The sequence below is a fragment of the Microbacterium sp. NPDC080220 genome (assembly GCF_040686395.1).
Taxonomy (GTDB): domain Bacteria; phylum Actinomycetota; class Actinomycetes; order Actinomycetales; family Microbacteriaceae; genus Microbacterium; species Microbacterium gawkjiense.
Window position 1 is genome coordinate 215,700 of sequence record NZ_JBFBOP010000001.1, and the last position, 19,112, is coordinate 234,811.

General features: G+C 69.1%; 31 protein-coding genes and 1 pseudogene. 19 read left to right on the forward strand and 13 right to left on the reverse strand.

Annotated features, from left to right (window positions below; translation table 11 throughout):
• Position 1: 1 nt before the first annotated feature.
• Together AB0P29_RS01140 and prfB are read right to left on the reverse strand one after the other, a co-directional pair.
• Positions 2 to 823, reverse strand: coding sequence for a DUF4397 domain-containing protein (locus AB0P29_RS01140; RefSeq protein ID WP_363377800.1), 822 nt, complete (start codon positions 821 to 823; stop codon positions 2 to 4).
• 117 nt (positions 824 to 940) lie between these two features.
• Positions 941 to 2,053, reverse strand: coding sequence for a peptide chain release factor 2 (prfB, locus tag AB0P29_RS01145; RefSeq protein ID WP_064001880.1), 1,113 nt, complete (start codon positions 2,051 to 2,053; stop codon positions 941 to 943).
• Between the two features lie 26 nt (positions 2,054 to 2,079).
• On the opposite strand from prfB, the gene AB0P29_RS01150 reads away from it, so the two are divergent.
• Together AB0P29_RS01150 and AB0P29_RS01155 are read left to right on the forward strand one after the other, a co-directional pair.
• Positions 2,080 to 3,360, forward strand: coding sequence for an MFS transporter (locus AB0P29_RS01150; RefSeq protein WP_363377802.1), 1,281 nt, complete (start codon positions 2,080 to 2,082; stop codon positions 3,358 to 3,360).
• Entirely contained in the window at positions 3,357 to 3,770 is a 414-nt protein-coding gene (locus AB0P29_RS01155; protein WP_363377804.1) for a hypothetical protein, read from the forward strand. The genes AB0P29_RS01150 and AB0P29_RS01155 overlap by 4 nt, the downstream gene beginning before the upstream one ends.
• 25 nt (positions 3,771 to 3,795) lie before the next feature.
• Here AB0P29_RS01155 and AB0P29_RS01160 read toward each other — a convergent pair whose 3' ends face one another.
• The 11 genes and pseudogenes from AB0P29_RS01160 to AB0P29_RS01210 form a co-directional block, all read right to left on the reverse strand.
• Positions 3,796 to 3,999 carry a hypothetical protein gene (locus tag AB0P29_RS01160; RefSeq protein ID WP_363377806.1) on the reverse strand — a complete coding sequence of 68 codons (204 nt, stop codon included), beginning with the start codon at positions 3,997 to 3,999 and terminating at the stop codon, positions 3,796 to 3,798.
• Between the two features lie 22 nt (positions 4,000 to 4,021).
• On the reverse strand, positions 4,022 to 4,429 hold the full coding sequence (locus AB0P29_RS01165; protein WP_363377808.1) for a pilus assembly protein TadG-related protein: 408 nt from the start codon (positions 4,427 to 4,429) through the stop codon (positions 4,022 to 4,024).
• Positions 4,426 to 4,893, reverse strand: coding sequence for a TadE family protein (locus AB0P29_RS01170; protein WP_363377810.1), 468 nt, complete (start codon positions 4,891 to 4,893; stop codon positions 4,426 to 4,428). Before AB0P29_RS01170 ends, AB0P29_RS01165 begins: the two co-directional genes overlap by 4 nt.
• Positions 4,868 to 5,257 carry a TadE/TadG family type IV pilus assembly protein gene (locus AB0P29_RS01175; RefSeq protein ID WP_253034205.1) on the reverse strand — a complete coding sequence of 130 codons (390 nt, stop codon included), beginning with the start codon at positions 5,255 to 5,257 and terminating at the stop codon, positions 4,868 to 4,870. The genes AB0P29_RS01170 and AB0P29_RS01175 overlap by 26 nt, the downstream gene beginning before the upstream one ends.
• 10 nt (positions 5,258 to 5,267) lie before the next feature.
• Positions 5,268 to 5,471, reverse strand: coding sequence for a hypothetical protein (locus tag AB0P29_RS01180; protein ID WP_217530155.1), 204 nt, complete (start codon positions 5,469 to 5,471; stop codon positions 5,268 to 5,270).
• A 23-nt stretch (positions 5,472 to 5,494) separates the two neighbouring features.
• Positions 5,495 to 6,406, reverse strand: a complete 912-nt coding sequence (locus AB0P29_RS01185; RefSeq protein ID WP_253034204.1) for a type II secretion system F family protein — start codon at positions 6,404 to 6,406, stop codon at positions 5,495 to 5,497.
• Positions 6,403 to 7,263, reverse strand: a complete 861-nt coding sequence (locus AB0P29_RS01190) for a type II secretion system F family protein (protein WP_363377813.1) — start codon at positions 7,261 to 7,263, stop codon at positions 6,403 to 6,405. Before AB0P29_RS01190 ends, AB0P29_RS01185 begins: the two co-directional genes overlap by 4 nt.
• Positions 7,260 to 7,973: pseudogene (locus AB0P29_RS01195) on the reverse strand (ATPase, T2SS/T4P/T4SS family); the annotation flags it as partial. The pseudogene AB0P29_RS01195 and the gene AB0P29_RS01190, both read right to left, overlap by 4 nt.
• 3 nt (positions 7,974 to 7,976) lie before the next feature.
• Positions 7,977 to 9,455: a recombinase family protein gene (locus AB0P29_RS01200; protein WP_363377815.1), complete on the reverse strand. Its 1,479-nt coding sequence runs from the start codon at positions 9,453 to 9,455 to the stop codon at positions 7,977 to 7,979.
• Positions 9,456 to 9,513: 58 nt separating this feature from the next.
• Positions 9,514 to 9,948, reverse strand: coding sequence for an ImmA/IrrE family metallo-endopeptidase (locus tag AB0P29_RS01205; protein ID WP_363377817.1), 435 nt, complete (start codon positions 9,946 to 9,948; stop codon positions 9,514 to 9,516).
• Positions 9,949 to 9,968: 20 nt separating this feature from the next.
• A complete protein-coding gene (locus AB0P29_RS01210; protein ID WP_363377819.1) occupies positions 9,969 to 10,451 on the reverse strand; it encodes a hypothetical protein in 483 nt (160 codons plus the stop codon).
• A gap of 61 nt (positions 10,452 to 10,512) precedes the next feature.
• On the opposite strand from AB0P29_RS01210, the gene AB0P29_RS01215 reads away from it, so the two are divergent.
• From AB0P29_RS01215 to AB0P29_RS01295, 17 genes are all read left to right on the forward strand, one after another.
• Positions 10,513 to 10,827 (forward strand): helix-turn-helix transcriptional regulator, encoded by a 315-nt coding sequence (locus AB0P29_RS01215; RefSeq protein WP_363377821.1) that lies wholly within the window; start codon positions 10,513 to 10,515, stop codon positions 10,825 to 10,827.
• Positions 10,824 to 10,958 (forward strand): hypothetical protein, encoded by a 135-nt coding sequence (locus AB0P29_RS01220; RefSeq protein WP_363377823.1) that lies wholly within the window; start codon positions 10,824 to 10,826, stop codon positions 10,956 to 10,958. The genes AB0P29_RS01215 and AB0P29_RS01220 overlap by 4 nt, the downstream gene beginning before the upstream one ends.
• Positions 10,958 to 11,188 carry a hypothetical protein gene (locus AB0P29_RS01225; protein ID WP_363377825.1) on the forward strand — a complete coding sequence of 77 codons (231 nt, stop codon included), beginning with the start codon at positions 10,958 to 10,960 and terminating at the stop codon, positions 11,186 to 11,188. Before AB0P29_RS01220 ends, AB0P29_RS01225 begins: the two co-directional genes overlap by 1 nt.
• Complete coding sequence (locus AB0P29_RS01230) at positions 11,185 to 11,649, forward strand: hypothetical protein (RefSeq protein WP_363377827.1); 465 nt, start codon at positions 11,185 to 11,187, stop codon at positions 11,647 to 11,649. The genes AB0P29_RS01225 and AB0P29_RS01230 overlap by 4 nt, the downstream gene beginning before the upstream one ends.
• Before the next feature lie 91 nt (positions 11,650 to 11,740).
• On the forward strand, positions 11,741 to 12,280 hold the full coding sequence (locus AB0P29_RS01235) for a crossover junction endodeoxyribonuclease RuvC (protein ID WP_363377829.1): 540 nt from the start codon (positions 11,741 to 11,743) through the stop codon (positions 12,278 to 12,280).
• The gene (locus AB0P29_RS01240) at positions 12,277 to 13,302 is read left to right on the forward strand and encodes a YqaJ viral recombinase family protein (RefSeq protein WP_363377831.1); all 1,026 of its coding nucleotides are present in this window, start codon (positions 12,277 to 12,279) and stop codon (positions 13,300 to 13,302) included. The genes AB0P29_RS01235 and AB0P29_RS01240 overlap by 4 nt, the downstream gene beginning before the upstream one ends.
• Positions 13,299 to 14,249 carry a phage recombination protein Bet gene (bet, locus tag AB0P29_RS01245; protein WP_363377833.1) on the forward strand — a complete coding sequence of 317 codons (951 nt, stop codon included), beginning with the start codon at positions 13,299 to 13,301 and terminating at the stop codon, positions 14,247 to 14,249. The genes AB0P29_RS01240 and bet overlap by 4 nt, the downstream gene beginning before the upstream one ends.
• Complete coding sequence (locus AB0P29_RS01250) at positions 14,249 to 14,734, forward strand: hypothetical protein (RefSeq protein ID WP_363377835.1); 486 nt, start codon at positions 14,249 to 14,251, stop codon at positions 14,732 to 14,734. The genes bet and AB0P29_RS01250 overlap by 1 nt, the downstream gene beginning before the upstream one ends.
• Positions 14,734 to 15,120: a hypothetical protein gene (locus AB0P29_RS01255; RefSeq protein WP_363377838.1), complete on the forward strand. Its 387-nt coding sequence runs from the start codon at positions 14,734 to 14,736 to the stop codon at positions 15,118 to 15,120. The genes AB0P29_RS01250 and AB0P29_RS01255 overlap by 1 nt, the downstream gene beginning before the upstream one ends.
• Positions 15,117 to 15,875, forward strand: a complete 759-nt coding sequence (locus AB0P29_RS01260; RefSeq protein WP_363377840.1) for a helix-turn-helix domain-containing protein — start codon at positions 15,117 to 15,119, stop codon at positions 15,873 to 15,875. The genes AB0P29_RS01255 and AB0P29_RS01260 overlap by 4 nt, the downstream gene beginning before the upstream one ends.
• A complete protein-coding gene (locus AB0P29_RS01265) occupies positions 15,872 to 16,234 on the forward strand; it encodes a hypothetical protein (protein WP_363377842.1) in 363 nt (120 codons plus the stop codon). Before AB0P29_RS01260 ends, AB0P29_RS01265 begins: the two co-directional genes overlap by 4 nt.
• Entirely contained in the window at positions 16,227 to 17,558 is a 1,332-nt protein-coding gene (locus tag AB0P29_RS01270; protein WP_363377845.1) for a replicative DNA helicase, read from the forward strand. Before AB0P29_RS01265 ends, AB0P29_RS01270 begins: the two co-directional genes overlap by 8 nt.
• Positions 17,558 to 17,935, forward strand: a complete 378-nt coding sequence (locus AB0P29_RS01275) for a single-stranded DNA-binding protein (RefSeq protein ID WP_363377847.1) — start codon at positions 17,558 to 17,560, stop codon at positions 17,933 to 17,935. Before AB0P29_RS01270 ends, AB0P29_RS01275 begins: the two co-directional genes overlap by 1 nt.
• 41 nt (positions 17,936 to 17,976) lie before the next feature.
• Positions 17,977 to 18,183, forward strand: a complete 207-nt coding sequence (locus tag AB0P29_RS01280) for a hypothetical protein (protein ID WP_363377849.1) — start codon at positions 17,977 to 17,979, stop codon at positions 18,181 to 18,183.
• A complete protein-coding gene (locus AB0P29_RS01285) occupies positions 18,183 to 18,446 on the forward strand; it encodes a hypothetical protein (RefSeq protein ID WP_363377851.1) in 264 nt (87 codons plus the stop codon). The genes AB0P29_RS01280 and AB0P29_RS01285 overlap by 1 nt, the downstream gene beginning before the upstream one ends.
• Positions 18,443 to 18,676: a hypothetical protein gene (locus AB0P29_RS01290; protein ID WP_363377853.1), complete on the forward strand. Its 234-nt coding sequence runs from the start codon at positions 18,443 to 18,445 to the stop codon at positions 18,674 to 18,676. Before AB0P29_RS01285 ends, AB0P29_RS01290 begins: the two co-directional genes overlap by 4 nt.
• Positions 18,673 to 18,999 (forward strand): hypothetical protein, encoded by a 327-nt coding sequence (locus tag AB0P29_RS01295; RefSeq protein WP_363377855.1) that lies wholly within the window; start codon positions 18,673 to 18,675, stop codon positions 18,997 to 18,999. The genes AB0P29_RS01290 and AB0P29_RS01295 overlap by 4 nt, the downstream gene beginning before the upstream one ends.
• Positions 19,000 to 19,112: the final 113 nt, after the last annotated feature.

The following is a 19,112-nucleotide window of genomic DNA, read 5'->3' on the forward strand; positions in this document are numbered from 1 at the left end:
CTCAGCGGCGCGCAGCCGAGGTACGGGCGACGAGCACACCACCGGCGACGAGGCCGGCGATGAGGGCGGCACCACCGGCGATGAGCCAGCCGTTCGGGCCGTTCTCGGCGACGAGGCCCGCCGAACCGGTGTTGACACCGTCGGGGCCGGAGTGCAGACCGTCGATGGTCTGCGTGGCCAGGGCGAGGTTGCCGTCCTCGGCCGAGCCCCAGGCGTAGGCGATCGTCAGGACGCCCTCCTGGACCTCGACGTCGGCCGGGCCGATGACCGGGTCGGTCGTGCCCTCGAGCGCGACGGCCGCGCTCACTGTGCCGGCGGGCAGGTCGAGCGACTCCTCGCTGGGGTTGGTGAGGCCGGTGATGACCGCCTCGCCGCCGGCGAGCACGTCGACCGCCGGAGCGGCGGCCACGTGGCGCACCGTCAGACGACCCTCACCGGCAGCGGTCTCGGAGGTGTCGTTCGTGAAAAGGTTCGCAGTGGGGGTGCCCTCGGCGTCGAGGTGCGCGACCGCGGTGTAGTTCATGCCGGCCTCGAGGGTGAGGTCGATGGGGCCGAGGACCGGATCGGAGTCGTCGGTGGCGTCCGCGGCGGTCAGCGCGACCGAGTAGGTTCCGCCGGGAAGCTCGAGCGGACCGCCGAGGTCACCCGGCTGGAAGTCGTCGATCGTCAGGTCGCCGTTGACGTACACGTCGACGGGGGTGTCCGGGATCGCGTGGAGCACCGCGAGGTCGGCCGTGTCCGACGTGGCAGCGGATGCGGGGGCGAATGCAGCGAATGCCACGGCGGCACCGAGGGCGACGCCCGCAGAGAGTGTCTTGCGCATGGGAACTCCTTCTGATTCGGCGCGAGGTGTTCGCGCTTTCACAGAGGTATTCCCGCGGTCCACCGACTGTGGATGCAGGTGGATGAGAAAATCTCGAAGAGATTCCTCCGCGTCGACTCAGTCGTCGTCGTCCTTGCGCTTGCGCCAGCGGATGCCGGCCGCGATGAAGCCGTCGAGGTCGCCGTCGAACACGACCGCGGGGTTGCCCACCTCGTGTCCCGTGCGCAGGTCCTTCACGAGTTGCTGACCGTAGAGGAAGTACGAGCGCATCTGGTCGCCCCAGCTCGCGGTGATGGTGCCGGCGAGCTCCTTCTTCTTCGCCGCCTCCTCCTCCTTCTGCAGCAGCATGAGTCGGGTCTGCAGGACGCGCATCGCGGCCGCGCGGTTCTGGATCTGGCTCTTCTCGTTCTGCATCGAGACGACGATGCCCGTCGGGATGTGGGTCAGTCGCACGGCCGAGTCGGTCGTGTTGACCGACTGTCCGCCGGGCCCCGACGACCGGAACACGTCGACGCGGATGTCGCCCTCGGGGATGTCGACCTCCTGGGCCTCCTCCATGACGGGGATCACCTCGACGGCGGCGAAGCTCGTCTGGCGCTTGTCGGCCGAGCCGAAGGGGCTGATCCGCGCGAGGCGGTGGGTGCCCGCCTCGACCGAGAGCGTGCCATACGCGTACGGCGCATCCACTTCGAAGGTGGCGGACTTGATCCCGGCGCCCTCGGCGTAGGAGGTGTCCATCACCTTGACGGGGTACTTGTGGCGTTCGGCCCAGCGCAGGTACATGCGCATGAGCATCTCGGCGAAGTCGGTGGCATCGTCGCCGCCGGCGCCGGAGCGGATCGTGACGACCGCCCCGCGGTCGTCGTACTCGCCGTCGAGGAGCGTCTGCACCTCGAGCTGGCTGATGACCTTCTCGAGGTCGGCGATCTCCCGGCGGGCCTCCTCGGCGGAGTCCTCGTCGTCCATCTCCTGCGCGAGCTCGACGAGCACCTCGAGGTCGTCGAGCCGCTGCTCCACCTCGGTGACGCGCTTGAGCTCGGACTGGCGGTGGCTGAGGGCGCTGGTGACCTTCTGTGCTTTCTCGACGTCGTCCCAGAGGTCGGGGGCGCCCGCCTCTTCGGACAGACGGGCGATCTCGGCGGAGAGAGCGTCGACGTCGACGACCGCCTTGATCTCACCGAAGGTGGAACGGAGGGCCTGGATGTCCGCAGACGGATCGAATTCAAGCATGACACTCCAGAGTAACGTGGATGGGGATGACCGACCGCCCCGACTCCCCCGCTGCTCGAGATGTGCTCTGGCGATTCGGCCCCATGGTCTATGCACCGACCGTCCTGTTCGCCATCGGCGAGGGTGCGGTCCTCCCCCTCATCCCGAGTCTCGCCGGCTCCCTCGGCGCCGACGTCGCCCTCTCGGCGCTGATCGCGTCGATGCTCGTCGTGGGCCAGCTCATCGGGAACCTCCCCGCCGGCTGGGCCGTCGCGCGCGTCGGCGAACGGGCCACGATGATCGCCGCCGGAGCCCTCGCCCTCGTGGTCTCCCTGACGGCCGCACTCCTGCCGTCGCTGCCCGTGTTCGCCGGCGCCGTCTTCCTCATCGGGTTCTGCGCCGCGGCGTTCGGCTTGGCGCGGCACTCCTTCATGACGACGCGTGTGCCGGTGCTGTTCCGCGCCCGCGCCCTCTCGCTGCTCGGCGGCACGTTCCGGCTCGGCATGTTCACCGGCCCGTTCATCGCCGCCGCGCTCATCGGATTGTTCGGCGACGAGCAGGCGACCATCTGGTTCTTCGCCGTCTGCCTCGCGGCCCTCATCGTCCTCGTCACCTTCGGTCCCGATCCGGAGAAGCAGTTCGTCGCGCAGCCCGTGCACAGCCACGATGCCGAGGACTCGGGCGAGCCGGTGACGGGATCGATCCCGGTGGCCGAGCGCATCGGCGTGTTCCGGACGATGTGGCGGCACCGGCGGGTGCTTTCGCGCGTGGGACTCGCAGCGGCGTGCCTGTCGGCCGTGCGGTCGGCCCGTCAGGTGGTGCTGCCGCTGTGGGGTGTGTCGATCGGCCTCGAGGCGCAGACGATCGCCCTCGTCGTCGGCATCTCCGGGGCGCTCGACTTCGCCCTCTTCTATGCGAGCGGCCAGGTCATGGACCGCTTCGGACGCCTCTGGGCCGCGCTGCCGGCGATGATCCTGATGGGTAGCGGCTTCCTCGCCCTCTCCGTGACCCACGACGGAGCGTCCGCCGAGATGTGGTTCGCGATGTTCGCCGCCGTCCTCGGCGTCGGGAACGGGTTGTCCAGCGGCATCCTCCTCACCATCGGTGCGGATCTCGCTCCCAAGGACGATCCCGCTCCCTTCCTCGGGTCCTGGCGGACGCTGACGGATGCCGGTGGTGCCACGACCCCGCTGATCGTGACCGGCATCACCGCGATCTCGTCCCTGTCGTTCGCCGCCGGGGCGGTCGGTCTGATCGGCGTGCTGGGTGCCGTCGCCTTCGTGCGCTGGTTGCCCCGTTTCCTGCCGCACGTGGACCGCCGCCCATGACCAGCGACACGACGGCGATCGCGATGCGTCGGGGCGACCTCACGGTCCGCGCGAGCCTCACCTGGCGCCGGGAGGGGTGGCGCTACGCCGTCTCGCTGTCCTCCGACGCCGTCGAGACGATCGAAGAGGTCGCCGATGACGCCTTCGAGGCTCTGTGCCGGGTTCGCGAGCACCTCGAGCCGCGGGGCTGGCGCATCGGCGTCGTCGGTGCGCAGGCCGACGTCTGGCCGAGCGGGATGGCGCGGGATCAGGGCGGCGCGCTGCGCGCCTATCGGATGGGTGAGGACCGCGTCGGCGACCTCGTTGACGTGTTCGCACCCGCCGATCCCGACACGGTCACGACCGTTGCGGCCGAGCGCGCCGAGACGGATCGGCGATTCGAGCTCATCCGCAGGGCTGCAGAAGGCTGATCGCCGCGCCGGCTCCCTCGGGTGATCACGGCTCCGGCCCCAGGACGGGGTTGCCCTCGTCGTCGATCCGCTGGACGACCCGCAGGTCGCCGGGGGCGTGGTCGCCGCGTTCCTCGATCGCGTGGCTGCGATCACGAGGGCTGTACCGCACCGCGAATCGCGGGTCGGCCACCATCGTGCTCATCATCCGGCACGAGTGCGGGTCGGTGGCATCGGTCCCCGGAACCATGACGTCATTCTCGTCCATCGGTTCAGTCCAGCGAGGTGCGGCTCGTCGCGGTCGCATCGAGCACCACCCCCGCGGGGACGAAGATCGACGAGATCGGTGGATGCCACGTCGTCGACACCGTCACGCGGGCCGACACCCCGTCGGGGGTGGATGCCGAGACGAGCGCGACCTCGCCGTCCGCCGCGACCAGCGCCTCCGCCTGCTCCCGCACGCCGGCATCCGTCAGCTCCGCGCGCGGCTGATCCTCGTGCACGTCGAGCGTAAACCCGTCGGCGCCTGCGAGAGCCGCGGCATCCGCGGCCGCCTGCGTCCGCTTCTGCGCGAGGTACAGACTCGTCGCGTCGACGCACACGAAGACGAGCACCAGTGCCAGGAGCGCGTAGCCGATCGTCAGGATCAGGATGCTGCCGTCCTCGTCGCGGGCCTTCATCCGTCGCTCCAGTAGCGCGAGACCTTCTGCACGGACGACGACTCGACGCCCACGCGGGTCGCCTCGTCGAGCCCGAGGACCGGCGGCACGAGCGGCAGCGACACGGAGGCCGCGACCGTCACCCGAACGGTCTCGCCTGCGCCCGGGCACTCCGTCGGCCGGCCGACGCAGGAAACGTCCACGGCGAGCGTGTCCGCGTCGATCTCGTACTCGCGCACGAGGGAGTCGAGGACCGCCGCTGCCCGGGCGTCGGCATCCTGCACGCTCTCCGCTGACGCGACGGCGCGTGCGACATGCCGAGAGGCCGCCTCGACGCCCAGCGCGTGCGACTGGATGATCCCGAGGGTGACGATGAGGTAGACGATCGGGACGAGGAGGATGACACCGCCCACGATGAACTCGAGTGCGGCCGACCCGCGCTCGTCGCCGAGGAGGCGATCACTCGAAGGTCTCCGCCGGGGCATGGACGGTCACCTCCCACCCGTGCGGCACGCCGAGGAGGCCGATGAGGGGCAGCCGTGTCGTCACGGTCACCGCGACGGTGTCGTACCCGAGCGCGGTCGATTCCGAAGCGGTGGCACTCTCGACGAAACCGTCGCCCACGGCGCGCTCCACGACATCCCGGGCGCGCTGCGCCCCCGCCGCGGTCTCCACATCGGCGAGGGCCGCGTGGTACGCCCCCTCGACCGCCGCGTCGTGGACGACGTTGCGGACGTACACGGCGAGCCCCAGTTGCAGGACACCGAGGGTGAGCACGGTCAGCAGCACGCCGACGAGCACGAACTCGACCGGAGTCGAGCCGCGTTCATCGGAGAGCAGCCGGCGCACGTCGACGTCCTCAGAAGCTCGAGACCTGGTCGATCGCCTGCTCGAAGAGCTGGGCGAGCGCGGGACCTGCCAGGGCCCAGATGACGACGACGAGTCCGGCGGTCATGAGGGTGATCAACACCCAGCCGGGCACGTCGCCCCGCTCATCGTCGCGGACGTCCCCGAGCACGGCACCCCAGGCGGTGCGCAAACGGGACAGAGTGGAACGGATCATGATGTTCTCCTTTCGGTCAGGTGTCAGCCGACCCCGAGCCGCAGCATGACGATGCCGGGGAAGACGGCGAAGAGGACGCTCATGGGCAGCAGCAGGAAGACGATCGGGAAGAGCATCGCGATCTCCTTCTTGCCGGCGCGTTCGATGAGCGAGCGTTTTGCGTCCTCGCGGGCGTCGCCGGCCTGCGCCTGCAGGACCCCCGCCAACGGCGCACCGCGGTCGATGGCCGCGACGAGGTGCTCGAGCGCGCGCGACAGTGCCGGCACGTCGAGCCGCCGGCCGAGGTCCACGAGGGCGTCCGACAGGTTCGACCCGGTTCCGCTGTCGAGGACGGCGCGGCGGATCTCCGCCGTCAACTCACCCGAGCCGATCTCCCCGACGCGGCGGAGGGCGTCGCGCAGGCCTTCGCCCGCGGCGAGGCAGAGCGAGAGGAACTCGAGGAGCGTCGGCAGCTCCTCCTCGACGCGCGCCCGGCGTCGGCGCCCCGCCGACGTCAGCCGCAGATCCAGCACGGCCGCCGCGGCCGCCCCGGCCACCGGAGGAAGCAGCACGGCTCCCGGACTCATCCGGCCGACGAGGGCCAGAAGGACCAGGACGGCCCCTCCCGCCAGTGCACCCACCACGATCCAGGTGAGTTGCCGCGCACGGAACCCGGCCGCATCCTGCGTCCAGCCGGCCTGCCGCAGCCGCTGCTCGAGACGGGCGGCTCCCCCGAACGCGGCCATGAATCGATCGCGGCGCGTGCGCCAGTCCGTCCCGGCGGACTCGAGGGGGGTGAGACCGCGCGGGTCGGCGATGTCCCGAAGATAGGGCGCGATGCGCCGCGACAGCGTGGGCGCCGCCAGCCGTGGCACGCGGGTCGCGACGAGCACGACGCCGGCCGCGAAGGCGCCGCCGAGCACGATCGCGAGCGCGAGCTCCGTCAGGGCGTTCATGCGAACCACCGCCGAGGCTCGGGGAGACGTCCGATGCCGACCATGAGACGGAACGCGACCACCGAGACGGCGGCGCCGAGCAGGATCACCGCGACGCCCTCGGGGCTGCTGTAGGCCGTCGCTCCTTCGGGACGCAGGGCGAGCAGGCCGAGGATGATCCACGGCGCGACGACGCCGAGCACCGCGGCCCCGCGGATCCAGGACTGACGCGCTTCGATCTCGGCGCGCAGCGCCGCGTCAGCCCGCACCGAGGCGGACAGCGCGCGGAGGACGCTCGTGAGCTCCGTCCCGCCGACCTGACGCGCCATCCGGAGCGCCTCGATGATGCGGTCGGCGACCGGGTCGGCCAGCCGGGCCTTGAGGCGCAGCGCGCTCGAGTCGAAGTGCCCCGACGCCGACACGTCCGACGCGAAGGCCGCGAACGCGGGGCGCAGCGGCGGCGGCCCGACCTCGCCGAGCGCGGAGACCGCGTCGGGAAGCGACATCCCGGACCGTACCGAGGCGACGAGGAGGTCGCACACGTCCGGCCACAGCTGACGGCGGCTCTTCTGACGCCGGCGGGCGCGACCCCGCAGCCACCCGGCGGGCGCGAAGAATCCCGCCACAGCTGCGACGGCCGCGAACGCGGGCAGGGCGGTGACGAGCCAGACGATCGCCCCCGAGAGCGCCGCCGCGGCACAGGAGACCGCCGCGAGGTGCCCGGGCGTCGCATGGCCGAATCCGGCGCTCTGCAGGAGACGAGCGGATGCCGCATCGCGCCGCACGGGCGCCGGCTCCCCCGCGCGCGGTGGCCAGAGCCACGGTGACAGGGCGAGCAGAATGCCCGCCGCGAGGGTGATGCCGAGGAGGACGGTCATGCCGGAGCACCCCCGAAGAGCCTGCGGGTCTCGACCACGCCGGCGACGACACGGCCGGTCGGCGCGACGATCTCCACGACGGCGCGGCGACCGTCGGCATCCCGCCGGCAGTGGACGACCAGACCGACCGAGGCGGCGATCGCGGGCAGGAGGAAGTCACGGTCGATGTTCCGCCCGGCCAGCAGCGGGAGCGAGCCGAGCTTGCGGAGCGCGTCGGGCGCCGAGTTCGCGTGGATCGTGGCGGCGCCCGGGACGCCCGTGTTCAGGGCGAGCAGCAGGTCGAGGGCCTCCGCATCGCGGACCTCGCCGACGACGAGGCGGTCCGGCCGCATGCGGAGCGCTTCCTTCACGAGCCGGCGCAGCGACACCTCGCCGGTCCCTTCGAGGCTGGGCTGACGGCCCTGCAGCGCGACGAGGTCGGGGGCCTGCGCGTTCAACTCGAACGTCTCCTCCACCGTCACGATGCGGTGGTGCGCCGGTGCGGCGGCGATGAGGGCGCCGAGCAGCGTGGTCTTGCCGGCGTGCGTCGCGCCCGAGACGACGACGCTCGTACCCTCGCACATCGCGGTGCGGAGGATCGCCGCCGCCTCGGGGGCGACGGACCCGGCGGTGACGAGGTCGTCCAGGGTACGGAAGCGGGTGAGGAACTTCCGGATGTTCACCGCCCAGTGCCGGCGCGTGATGTCGGGGATGACGACGTGCACGCGTGTGCGTCAACCGATAGGAGCCGCCCAGGTGGGGGTGATCTGTACCCGCTCGCGCCACACACCGGTTCCTTGCCGGGTGGGCTTCACGATGCGGATCTCGCTGATGACCGCTCGGAGCAGGTTGCGAGCTCCCACGACGCTCAGGTTGTCCCAGTCGCCCGCGAGGTCGGCGGCGAGCCGCTGCGGGTCGACCTCGACCCGAGGGACTGGCGCGGCTCGGCGCCGACGTTCCTTCAGCGCTGCGAGGTCTGCATCCAGCTGAGCGATCGACGCGGTGTAGGCCGCCTCCGGCAGATCTCCTGATGACCATCGAATGGTGATGCGACCCATCCTGTCGGTGAGGTCAGCGATCTTCCGGTCGAGGGTGCTGGCGTTGTCGAGCTGTACGACGGCGCGCTCACGGAGCCGCGCCTGACGTTCCATCGAACCGTCCACGTCGGCAGCGAGCTCCTCTACCCACTCGCGGACGCGCTGCTCGACGAGAGCCCGGGTCATGTACATACCAGGGACGTCCCGGAACTGGTTGGCGCGGGAGCACTTGTAGTCCTTCAGGCCCTGATTGCCGACGTGCATCGGGGCGCCGCAGTCGCCGCACACGATGAGTCCCGTGAGGATGTACTTCGGTTCGATCGTGGCGGCGGCCTTCGGGGCGTCCAGCCTCAGGGAGACGTATTGGTCCCACTCGGCTTCGGTGATGACGGGTGTCTGCGCTCCGGGGTGAAACATTGCTTCGCTGATCCGCCAGTCCCGCTTGCTGTTCGTTGTCGGCCGCTGGATGATCTTGCCCGCCCCGAAACCGGCGTCCAGAAGGTGGGTCAACGTAACCCGCGACCAGGTGCCTCCACGTCGCGTGGTGTGCCCTGACTCGTTCAGCCACTTTATGATCCGGGTGAAGCCTTCACCGCGCAGGTAACGCCGGTACATCTCGGCGAGGATCGGCGCCTGTGTCGGATGCGGGTGGTACCAGCCATCTCGCTTCTCGTACCCATACCGCTCAGCCCCATCTGCAGGAAGCCCGAGTCGTCGACGCCGATCGTGCGTCTCCTTCCACTGCTCCCCGATCCGCTCCGACTCGAACGCGGCGAGTTCGGTCATGACGCCTCGAGCGAATCGGCCGGCGGCGGTGGCGTCGTTCGGTTCTGTGGCGGACTCGATGCTGCCGCCGGCGACGTCGGCCCGGTCCGCAGCGAGCGCCCAGTCCTTCCGAGAGCGGGAGAGCCGCGACCAGCGCCAGAGGACGACGACATCGGCTGATCCGTCATCGATCATCCCCATGACGCGCTGCACAGCGGGTCGCTGCCAAGTTCGGCCCGAGATCCCGGGGTCGGCCTCCACAGCGATGACGTCATATCCCTGCCGCTCGCAGTAAGCGCGGGCTGCGGCTTCCTGCAGTTCGAGGGAGATGGACTCTTCGCGGTATGTCGACTGCCGGAGGTAGAGAACCGCGCGGCGGCGATTGAGGCGCGCGAGGGGACGCGGGCTCACCGGGACACCCTGACGCGCCGCACCACGGAAGGTGAGGCGCACACGGTCGCAGAGAGCATCAGGCGACCCACTCGCGGTGACGGAACATACCGATGCCAAGCCGGGAGCCTGCGTAGGTCACGCCGCGGAGCTTCACTAGGCAGTGCTGCATGAACACGTTGACCAGGTCGTAGGTCACGCCCAGCTCGTCGGCGATGTCGTGCGGGAGCAGGCCGCTCTGCTCAAGGCGTGCGTACTCAGCAGGATCGATGAGGAGTCGGGCAGCGAAGATGTCTGCCTGCTGCTCCGCGTTCGGGTCATCCTCGCACGCGTGCCCGTGATGCGCGTGGCCGAGTTCGTGGGCCACCGTGGTGTCTCTTTCGGACGGGCACAGCTTCAGGTCGAAGTAGACCTCACGCTCGTCCTCGTACCACTCCCCGAAGACACCAGGCTCCAGGTGCGCTCCGTGGACGGAGATACCCATCCGGCTAGCCAGCTGCAGCAGTTCCTTCATGATCCCCCCGTCCCCCGTTCTCATTCCGCGTGTGGTGCAGCGTCACCCTTGCGGGTGCCCTTCTTCGCTGCCGTGCGCTGCTTCGCGGGCGGCTGCTTGATGTCCGGCTCATCCTGACCGTCCCCTCCGACACCACCGAAGGAACCTCGCACGACGTTGGAGGCGGCGACCGCTGCCGAGATGGGGAGGTCCAAGAGGATCGACCCGCTCAGACCCAGTCGTCTGCCGACCTCCGCGACGAGATCTTCTTCCCGCGCTGCGCGCAGAGCTGTCGCTGCGTCGCTTTCTCCGAGGTCGCTCTGATCGAGGTGGCCCAGCCGGACGAGATCCGCGAGAACGGGCCGACCGTACACGCGCGAGATGGTCCGGACGATCTCGAAGGACATGGCGTCCTCGTTGGCCTGCCGATTCAGAGTCGCGTGAGTCGTGCCCACCTTCCGAGCCACCTCACGGATGGAGTCCTTACCGCGCACGTCGTCAAGCCACCTCGTGGAGTCGTTCATGGCTCAACTATGAACCATTCGCGGAACGTGCGCAAGCCAATTTGAACGTCCGCTTGACAAAATGGAACGGTGGGGTGACATTTGGTGCATGCAGATTCCAAGTGGTTCGCAGGCGATCCAGACGGCGATGATTCGCCCGGGTCTGATCGACCGTCTCCGTCTTCAGTCCGGCGTGAAGAGCGACGAGGCTTTCGCCCGTCTGATCGGAGTTAGCCGGCCCACGCTTCAGCGTCTTCGCGCGGGAGAGGAGCCCACGCTCCGTTCCGTCATCGGGATCGCGACGGCCTTCGGCCTCGGCCTCGGCGAGGTCGTCCAGGTCATCGAAGCGACCGAAACGTCCGAGGCGGACGCTGACGTTGAGGCGCTCGCATCATGAGCGCCTCCCCCACCCGCCAGGAGGCGATCGACGCTGCTGCAGCGATCTACCTCGAGGAGAAGATCCGCATCGAAACCGAGCGGATCATCGCCGAGGCTGCCGAGCGAGCCGAGCGCGAGGTCGCAGCATGATGGCCCGGTTCGCACTCGCCGCCCTGATCGTCGCTGCGTCGATCGTTCTCGTCCCGTTCGCGCTCATGCCCGGGATCAACTCTGCGGACCTCCTCGTCTTCCTGGCGCCGTTCGGTGTCGTGTGGGTGTTCGCTCGCAAGCTGCCTGCCGGGGATGAGGTCTCCCCCCAGCCGTCGACCCTCCCCCCGGTCGAGTCCCCGGCAGGCTTCCTCGAGGGTGGTCAGCGATGACCGCCGCAGTGCCGGCGACGAAGCCGCGCCCGAAGGTGACCGTGGAGACGGCGCAGCACATCCTGTGGGTGCTGGGCGACCGGAACCTCGGTGTCGACGGTGGTCACTTCGTGAACCGCCTCCTGGCGACCGTGTCCGCTGCGGATCTCGCGAACCGGGAGAAGCTGCAGGCCGCGTTCCCCGAGCTCGTCGACCCGTTCGTCGCGGCGCAGCACACGACGTGGGGGCTGGACTGGCTCCGCGCGGTCGTGAAGCGGGACCTGGACCGGTTCGACGCGCAGCTCGACCTGCCGACGGATCTGCCCGCGGGGTACGCGGAGCACCAGGGGCAGGCGGTGCCGCTCCCGGATCAGTACGTGATCACGAAGTGCCAGCGGAAGGGCCCTGCCGGTGAGCAGTGCGTGTTCCCTCCCGGGCACGCGGGGCTGCACGCCCCTTCGGCCGGACGGCGGTGGGTGTGATGTCGCGCGCGGAGCAGGTGCTGTCGGTCGTGACGGGTGCGCTCGGGCTGGTGGCCGTCGTGCTGGCCGGTATCGGGATCGCGGTGATGTCATGACCCGCTTCGTCGGCATCGACTACTCGACGACCTCGTGCGGTGTCGCCATCTACGACGACGTCGCCGGGCACTGGCAGACGTTCACGCTCCGCTCGAAGCCGACCGGACCGAAGCTGACGGACTACTACGCCCGGATCTTCGCTCTCGCGGCTGACGTGATCTCTGCCGTGGACCTGCGCACTGACGACGTCGTCGGGTTCGAGGGCATCGCGTTCGCGGGCCGGGGTAGCTCGGTCGATCGTCTGCACTACGCGTGGCACCGGACGGTCGAGATCGTGACCCGTTACCTCGAGCGTGACGTCGCGATCGTCACGACGAACCAGGTGAAGCAGCTCGCGACGGGCAAGGGCAACTCGCAGAAGGACGAGGTGCTGCTCGCGACGGAGCGTCGGCTGCCGGAGGCGGAGGCGTCCAACAACGACGAGGCGGATGCGGTGTGGATCGCGGTGGGTGCCTCGATCCTCGCTGGTCGCCCGCTGATCACCCTGCCGGCGGCGCATCTGCCGAAGGCCTTCACGAAGGAGACGTCCTCATGACGATGACACAGCACTCACCCGTCCTGGCCGACCTCGAGTCCCGTGCCGGCGCATCCGACAAGGACCGTGAGCTGTGGCTCGCCGAACGCCGTGGCGGTGTCACGGCGACAGAGATCCGCGACCTCTACCTGCGTGCGATCACGGTGCAGGACCTCGTCGACCTGAAGCTCGGACGAAAGGTGGACACCTTCTCTGGCAACCGCTACACGGACTGGGGCAACGCTCGAGAGCCGATCATCGCCGCCGAGCTCGCGGGTGAGGGGTTCGTCGCCGAGTCGCGCGTCATCCACGCCGTCAGCAACTCGCGCTACCTCGCGTCGCCCGACGGGATCCGCCTCTCGTTCGACGAAGAGATCGAGATCGCCGAGATCAAGACCGCCGCATACGACCTGCCGCCCGGATCCCCTCGTCTCGCGAAGAAGGGCTACGTCGCGCAGATGCAGTGGGTCATGTTCGTCCTCGGTGGTGTCCGCGGTCGTCTCGCGGTCGAGGAACGGATCGAGCTGCCGGATGGCTCATTCGAGCCTGGCACGCTGCACCGTCACTGGATCGAACGCGACGACGCCCTGATCGGGGAGCTCGTCGAGATCGCTGATGGGTTCCTCACGGAGCTCGACCGGCAGCGTGACGGAGACGGTCCGGTCATCGACGAGGACGTGGACACGAACGCTCTCAACTACCTCCGTGGCCTCGCCGCTGAGAAGGAGGGGAAAGCGCTCAAGGAGACGGCATACCGGGCTCTCGTCGCTGCGGGCGTGTCGCAGGAGTCGCCGCTCGCCCGGGTGACGTTCACCCCGGGCACGGCATCTCACGAGTTCGAGGACATCGTCGTCGACTTCGAGGAGGCGGCGGCGGCGCACCCGAAGGAAACGGCAGCGCTCGAGCGGGCGAAGGCGCGCGTCCAGAAGCTGCAGGCCGAGTGGGACGCCCTCGCGGCCACGCACACGAAGACGGTCATCGCGACCAGTAAGGGAACGCCGGCTCGGGTGACCGTGACGGCCGGGAAGGGAACGAAGAAGTGAGCAACGCTCTCGCAACGCTGCCGAAGAGCAGCGACAGCACCACCTGGAACCCCGAGGAGCGGGCGCTCGTGGAGGCCGCGGGTCTCGTGCACACCGATGCGCAGTCGGGGCAGAAGACGCTCGCCGAGCGGGCGACCGTGGCGGCGTTTTTGCAGCACTGCGCCCGCACCGGGCTGGACCCGATCGCAAGGCAGATCTACTCGATCGCGCGGAAGTCGAAGGGTCAGCTGAAGTGGCAGATCCAGATCAGCATCGACGGCGCTCGTCTCGTTGCTGAGCGGACCGGTCAGTACGAGGGGCAGACGACTCCGGAGTTCACGTCGGACGGTGTCACGTGGACGCAGGTGTGGCTGAGCCACGAGCCGCCGAAGGCCGCCCGCGTGGGTGTGTACCGCCGCGGGTTCCGTGAGGCGCTGTACGCGGTCGCTCTCTGGGACGCGTACGTGCAGACGAAGTACAACGGCGATGTCACCGACATGTGGCAGAAGATGGGCCCGCTGATGCTGGCGAAGTGCGCAGAGATGCTCGCCCTTCGCAAAGCGTTCCCGCAGGACCTGTCGGGCCTGTACTCGTCGGAGGAGATGTCGCAGGCGGCGCCCGCTGCCGATCAGCCCGTTTCGTCAGACGCAGGTTCCTCGGCTCCCGCGAATCCTCCGTCCGCTGACGCGCCGCAGGTGCGCGCTCCGCAGAAGGACTGGCTGACGCTCGCGAACGCGGCGAAGTCGAAGGATGAGCTGCGCCCGATCTTCCAGGAGGCGCAAGCGGCGGGCGACTTGAATGTCGCGCTGGCTGACGGTCGCGAACTCGGCGCCTACCTGTGGGAGCTGCGCGACCGGCTGCCCGACCACACGCCCGCTGAGGACGTGGTCGACGCGGTCGTGGTCGAGGACGACGCCCCGGTGACGGAGTGGCCGACGGCGACGATCCCGAACGGTGACGACGCCTGATGTCTCCCGAGATCCCCACGCCCGTCCGTGCAGTGCTGCGGCAGATGATCGGCCTCGAGGTCGACTCGTCGGATGCGCTGCACCTGAAGCTCGCGGAGACGATCACGAACCTGGGCCCTGCGGCTTCGTACGGTCAGCGGATCGTGTCGCTTCGGTTCGACTTCGCGTGGGAGCTGCGCGACGCCGGCCGGATCTACGGGCAGGCGAAGGCGGACTACGAGAACGCCGTCGCGGTGCGGGTCGTGGAGATCTCGGAGAAGGCCGCTGCGGAGGACCGGCGGGTGTCGCTGGGTCTGGCGCAGGCGATGGCGGAGAAGGACGCGTACGAGCTGAAGCTGACGTACCTCGTGGCGGAGCAGCGTGAGCGAGCGATGAGGAAGTTCCTCGACGCTCTGGACGCGGCGCTCGAGAACCACCGGACCGACCGTGCCGACGCGCGCGCGGTGGACCGGGCCGCCTCGCAGGGGTTCGGCGGGGGTGCGTGATGGGCGCCGAATACACGCCGAAGCAGGTTCGGCACCTGTTCTTCGACCGAGAAGGGCAGTGCTGCTTCTACTGCGGGCGCGCCCTGTCCTGGTCGCTGAGGGGATCGATGCTCGCGGGCGGCTGGTCTCTGCATCACCGGAAGGGACGCCGCGCGGGTGACAGCAGCTACCCGAACGCGCTGATCCTCTGCGGCACCGGGACGACCGGATGCCACGGGTGGGTGACGGAGCACCCAGAGGAAGCGTTCGAGATGGGCCTGGCGATCCGCCGCCTGGCGACAACAGAGGAGTACGAGCCGGCCCGTGTTCGGGTGCGGCGGGAGGACAGGACCTGGTGGCTGCTCACGGAGCGCGGTCAGGCAAGAGAAGTGGAGGCGTCCTGGTGAGCAGGGCAGAAGGTTTCGCAGCGGTGCCGACGTGGATGATCCGCGACACCCGCGTGAGTGTCCACGCGATCGCAGTGTTCGCGTCGCTCGCTTCGCGGGCTGGGTTCGAGGAGATTCATCCGTCACAGGCGACGCTGGCGGCTGAGGCGCGGTGCTCGGAGCGGAAGGTTCGGGATGCGCTGAACGAGCTTGAGGAGCTCGGTGTGATCCGTCGTGAGCGTCGGAAGAACACGGCGGGTCGGGCGTCGAACGGGTACACGTTGCACCCGAATGGTCGTCCCCCACAGGTTCCGGCATCTCCTGCCGGTACCTATTTGGTTCCGGCACGGACGGCGGAGGTTCCGGCACGTGGTGCCGCCGGTTCCGGCACCAGCGAGCAGATCACTCCTCTTATAGAGGTAGAGAACCTAGAGGTAGATAACTCTCAGGTAGATAGGGCGCTCGATGCGCTGTGGAACCTCTGGCCGACGCCTCGACGCGCGACACGGAAGGTCGTAGAGAAGAGCCTTCGGGCAGCGCTTAGGGCGGCGTCGTGGTCGACAATCGAAGCGGCTGCTCGTGATCACGTCTCGGTGTGGCTGACCTGGCCGGCCAACGACATCGGCTTCGTTCCTCTGCTGAGCACCTGGCTGAACCAGGAGCGGTGGAGCGGCGCACGACCTCTTCCCCGCACAGGTCGCCTCTCCGCGGTGGACGCGGGCCGCGCAGCGGACATGCTGCTTGCTCAGCAGGAGCAGCGGGCGGTGTCGGCATGACCCCCCGCGAAGTGAACGTGCTGCTCACGAACGCGGCGCTGCTCGACGCCCGTCTGCGGCGTGAGCCGGAGGAGCGCGCGCAGATGGCCACCGCGTGGGCCCAGATCCTCGCGGACGTTTCGCTCGAGGTCGGCATGGCGGCGCTGCAGCAGCACTACCGGGAGGAAACCCGCCCGATCATGCCCGCCGACATCGCCGCACTGGCGGATGCGGTCACGCCCGACCGTGTGCGCCTCGCTGACGGCTCAGATTGGCTCACTCGTCACGGTGTGAACCCTGCCGAGTTTCAGTCCCGTATCGACGCCGGGGAGCGTCCGGCCCGTGTGCTGCGCGAGCTGGGGGTGAGCGGTGATGTCTGAGGTTCTGGTGCCGTTCGACCTGGAAGCGGAGCAGGCGGTCCTCGGCGCGATCATGACCGACCTGGATGTCCTGGACCAGGTGCTCGCGATCGTCGAACCCGACGACATGTACGACCCGAAGCACCGCACGATCTACGCCGCGATTCGACGTCTCCACGACCAGAACTCCCCCACCGACGTTGTCGCTGTCGGCGACGAGCTCGCAGCGGCCGGCGAGCTCCGAGGAGTGATCGACGCCGCGTACCTCCACGGTCTGACCTCCGCTATCGCGACGGCGGCGAACGGCGCCTACCACGGCACGATCGTTCACGAGCACGCGGTGCGTCGGCAGCTGCTCGAAGCGTCCACCTCGATTGCACAGATCGCAGCGAACACCGCCGTCGATCCGCTTGAGGCCGTCGAGATGGCGCGGGAACGCGTAGACGGCATCGGCGCGACCACGGCGCCCGCGATCGAGACCTTCGGCCGGACAGCGTTCTCCACGTTCGTCGAAGGGCTTGAGCACAAGCCGAAGTACGTGCCGACGCCGTGGTGGGACATCAACAACCACCTGGGCGGGTTCCGGGCCGGCGGCCTGTACGTGGTCGGTGCACGGCCGGGGCAGGGCAAGTCGATCGTCGGTCTGCAGGCGGCGATGCGTCTCGCGAAGGAGGGCCCGGTCGCGTTCATCTCGCTCGAGATGTCGCGGGATGACCTGATGGCGCGGATGGTTGCGCAGCTCGGCCAGGTGTCGCTGCACTCGCTGGTGAACCACGAGGTGACCTCGGCGGGTTGGCAGAACATCGCGATGGTGCGGAAGCAGATCGAGGACATGCCGATCTACGTGTCGACGTCGGATCAGGTGTCGACGATCACGCAGGTGCGAGCTTTCGCCCGGTCGGTCGCTCGGAAGGCGCCGAAGGGTCAACGGCTGGCCGGGGTGGTCGTGGATTACCTGCAGCTGCTGTCCTCCGGTGAGCGGGTCGAGTCGCGGCAAGTGGAGGTGTCGGGTTTCTCCCGGTCCCTGAAGCTCCTCGCGCAGTCGCTCGGCACTCCGGTGATCGCGTTGTCGCAGCTCAACCGTGGGTCGACGACGCGGAAGTCGAACCGTCCGACCCTCGCGGATCTCCGCGAGTCGGGCGCGATCGAACAGGACGCGGACTCGGTGCTTCTCCTGCACCGGGACGAGAAGAACGCACCGAACCGGCTCGACGTGGACATCGCGAAGAACCGGCAAGGACAGCAGGGGCGCGTGTCACTGCAGTGGGAGGGGACCTTCTCCCGCGTGGTGTCACGCGCATGGTCACCGTCGGCGCTGATCGACGACAACGGAGGGATCCAGTAATGGCAAGCAAGACAGTGGTGGGGCGTCTCGGGCAGGTCCCGGAGGTCCGTGCGGCGGGTGACAAGCACGTCGCGAACTTCGGCGTCGCGGAGACGAAGCGGAAGTTCGACCGGGACTCGAACCAGTGGGTCGACGACTTCACGATCTGGCACAACGTCGAGGCGTGGCAGAACGCTGACGCTCTCGCGCAGCTCCCGCAGGGCACTCTCGTGATCGTCGAGGGCGAGGAGCGGGACGGGTCTTACGAGGACCGGCAGACGGGTCGGAAGGTGACCCGGATCGTCCTGAAGGCACGCACGGTCGGAACGGTCATCCGGGACGCACCGCGCCAGCAGCAGCCCGCGGGGCAGGCGTGGTCGACGGGCGGTGACTTCTGATGGCCGCCGTGGCACCGAAGCGTCGCACTCAGGTTGAGGCGATGGATGACCTCGCCGTCGCCATGCGCGAAGTCGCGCGCGAGCAGCGCACAGCGAACCTCCTCACCGCGCTCGCGATGGGCGTGAGTGCGCTCGAGCACGACGAGGGGAAGACCGCCAAGACGGAGAAGGCAATCCAACGGATGGACCGCCGCAACGCTGTCCGCGCGGAGATCCGCGACCGCCTCAACCTGGACGGGGGCGCCTGATGGGAAGCATCGAGCAGACGCACACCACGACGGTCGCGGAGGTCGACTGGACCGACGACTTCAAGGTCGTGGTGAAGCTCACCGACCCGAACACGCAGCAGTCGGTCGAGGTCGGGTTCAGCTTGGCGGACAGCGCCGAGCTGGCCGATCAGGTCATGAAGGCGCACCGGGCTGCGCTGGATGCGCTGAGCGACTCGGTCGGTGGCCGGGTGAGTCCGATGCGTCGGCACGGGTTCGACACGGACGGGCCGGTGGCGTCATGACCGCAACGTGGACGCGGGTTGAGGACGAGATCGCGGGCGCGCTCCTCGAGACACAGGGCGACATCCCGATCGCGAACGTCCGCGCTCGAAGCGTCGAAGTTTCTTTCGACGTCGTCGAGGGCAGCGCCGTCATCACCTTCGGGGCAGTCACGACGATGCCGCGGGTGCAGTACGACGCGGTGCTCCGTGAGGTCGCTGCGGAACGCGAGGCACGGGAGCCGCGCTCGTGAGCGCCCTCCTCTCGCCTGCGGAGCAGCAGGAGGCGACTCGGTTCGGCATCTTCGACGAAGAGGCGTTCCGGGAGATCGCTGAGCACGCGGACGACGACCTGCGGTGCGAGTGCCTGCAGGGAGCGTGCGGGCGGCCAGCGGTCGCGCGGATGCGGATGAAGTGCTGCGGGATCGCGCTCCTCGAATGCGAGGACTGCCTCGAACGGCAGCGCCGGTTCTTCGAGGGCGTCGCTCCACGCTCGGTCGTCATCACGTGCACGGGCTGCCGCCACCAGGTCAACGCTCAGGGCCTCGATGATTTCGCTTCGGTGGTGCCTCTCTGATGGCCGCCGTTGACACCGTCCACGCCGCGGGAAAGGCGTTGAACGCGACCGTGGGGCGCGCGTACTGCGGCCGGAAGTCCACGAACACGACCGAGACCCGGAGCCGGGTCACG

What these genes read in the sequence shown, in the direction of transcription:
- AB0P29_RS01140 (WP_363377800.1), bottom strand. Translation starts at nt 823, where the DNA reads ATGCGCAAGACACTCTCTGCGGGCGTCGCCCTCGGTGCCGCCGTGGCA.
- prfB (WP_064001880.1), bottom strand. Translation starts at nt 2,053, where the DNA reads ATGCTTGAATTCGATCCGTCTGCGGACATCCAGGCCCTCCGTTCCACC.
- AB0P29_RS01150 (WP_363377802.1), top strand. Translation starts at nt 2,080, where the DNA reads ATGACCGACCGCCCCGACTCCCCCGCTGCTCGAGATGTGCTCTGGCGA.
- AB0P29_RS01155 (WP_363377804.1), top strand. Translation starts at nt 3,357, where the DNA reads ATGACCAGCGACACGACGGCGATCGCGATGCGTCGGGGCGACCTCACG.
- AB0P29_RS01160 (WP_363377806.1), bottom strand. Translation starts at nt 3,999, where the DNA reads ATGGTTCCGGGGACCGATGCCACCGACCCGCACTCGTGCCGGATGATG.
- AB0P29_RS01165 (WP_363377808.1), bottom strand. Translation starts at nt 4,429, where the DNA reads ATGAAGGCCCGCGACGAGGACGGCAGCATCCTGATCCTGACGATCGGC.
- AB0P29_RS01170 (WP_363377810.1), bottom strand. Translation starts at nt 4,893, where the DNA reads ATGCCCCGGCGGAGACCTTCGAGTGATCGCCTCCTCGGCGACGAGCGC.
- AB0P29_RS01180 (WP_217530155.1), bottom strand. Translation starts at nt 5,471, where the DNA reads ATGATCCGTTCCACTCTGTCCCGTTTGCGCACCGCCTGGGGTGCCGTG.
- AB0P29_RS01185 (WP_253034204.1), bottom strand. Translation starts at nt 6,406, where the DNA reads ATGAACGCCCTGACGGAGCTCGCGCTCGCGATCGTGCTCGGCGGCGCC.
- AB0P29_RS01190 (WP_363377813.1), bottom strand. Translation starts at nt 7,263, where the DNA reads ATGACCGTCCTCCTCGGCATCACCCTCGCGGCGGGCATTCTGCTCGCC.
- AB0P29_RS01205 (WP_363377817.1), bottom strand. Translation starts at nt 9,948, where the DNA reads ATGAAGGAACTGCTGCAGCTGGCTAGCCGGATGGGTATCTCCGTCCAC.
- AB0P29_RS01210 (WP_363377819.1), bottom strand. Translation starts at nt 10,451, where the DNA reads ATGAACGACTCCACGAGGTGGCTTGACGACGTGCGCGGTAAGGACTCC.
- AB0P29_RS01215 (WP_363377821.1), top strand. Translation starts at nt 10,513, where the DNA reads ATGGAACGGTGGGGTGACATTTGGTGCATGCAGATTCCAAGTGGTTCG.
- AB0P29_RS01220 (WP_363377823.1), top strand. Translation starts at nt 10,824, where the DNA reads ATGAGCGCCTCCCCCACCCGCCAGGAGGCGATCGACGCTGCTGCAGCG.
- AB0P29_RS01225 (WP_363377825.1), top strand. Translation starts at nt 10,958, where the DNA reads ATGGCCCGGTTCGCACTCGCCGCCCTGATCGTCGCTGCGTCGATCGTT.
- AB0P29_RS01230 (WP_363377827.1), top strand. Translation starts at nt 11,185, where the DNA reads ATGACCGCCGCAGTGCCGGCGACGAAGCCGCGCCCGAAGGTGACCGTG.
- AB0P29_RS01235 (WP_363377829.1), top strand. Translation starts at nt 11,741, where the DNA reads ATGACCCGCTTCGTCGGCATCGACTACTCGACGACCTCGTGCGGTGTC.
- AB0P29_RS01240 (WP_363377831.1), top strand. Translation starts at nt 12,277, where the DNA reads ATGACGATGACACAGCACTCACCCGTCCTGGCCGACCTCGAGTCCCGT.
- AB0P29_RS01250 (WP_363377835.1), top strand. Translation starts at nt 14,249, where the DNA reads ATGTCTCCCGAGATCCCCACGCCCGTCCGTGCAGTGCTGCGGCAGATG.
- AB0P29_RS01255 (WP_363377838.1), top strand. Translation starts at nt 14,734, where the DNA reads ATGGGCGCCGAATACACGCCGAAGCAGGTTCGGCACCTGTTCTTCGAC.
- AB0P29_RS01265 (WP_363377842.1), top strand. Translation starts at nt 15,872, where the DNA reads ATGACCCCCCGCGAAGTGAACGTGCTGCTCACGAACGCGGCGCTGCTC.
- AB0P29_RS01270 (WP_363377845.1), top strand. Translation starts at nt 16,227, where the DNA reads ATGTCTGAGGTTCTGGTGCCGTTCGACCTGGAAGCGGAGCAGGCGGTC.
- AB0P29_RS01275 (WP_363377847.1), top strand. Translation starts at nt 17,558, where the DNA reads ATGGCAAGCAAGACAGTGGTGGGGCGTCTCGGGCAGGTCCCGGAGGTC.
- AB0P29_RS01280 (WP_363377849.1), top strand. Translation starts at nt 17,977, where the DNA reads ATGGATGACCTCGCCGTCGCCATGCGCGAAGTCGCGCGCGAGCAGCGC.
- AB0P29_RS01285 (WP_363377851.1), top strand. Translation starts at nt 18,183, where the DNA reads ATGGGAAGCATCGAGCAGACGCACACCACGACGGTCGCGGAGGTCGAC.
- AB0P29_RS01290 (WP_363377853.1), top strand. Translation starts at nt 18,443, where the DNA reads ATGACCGCAACGTGGACGCGGGTTGAGGACGAGATCGCGGGCGCGCTC.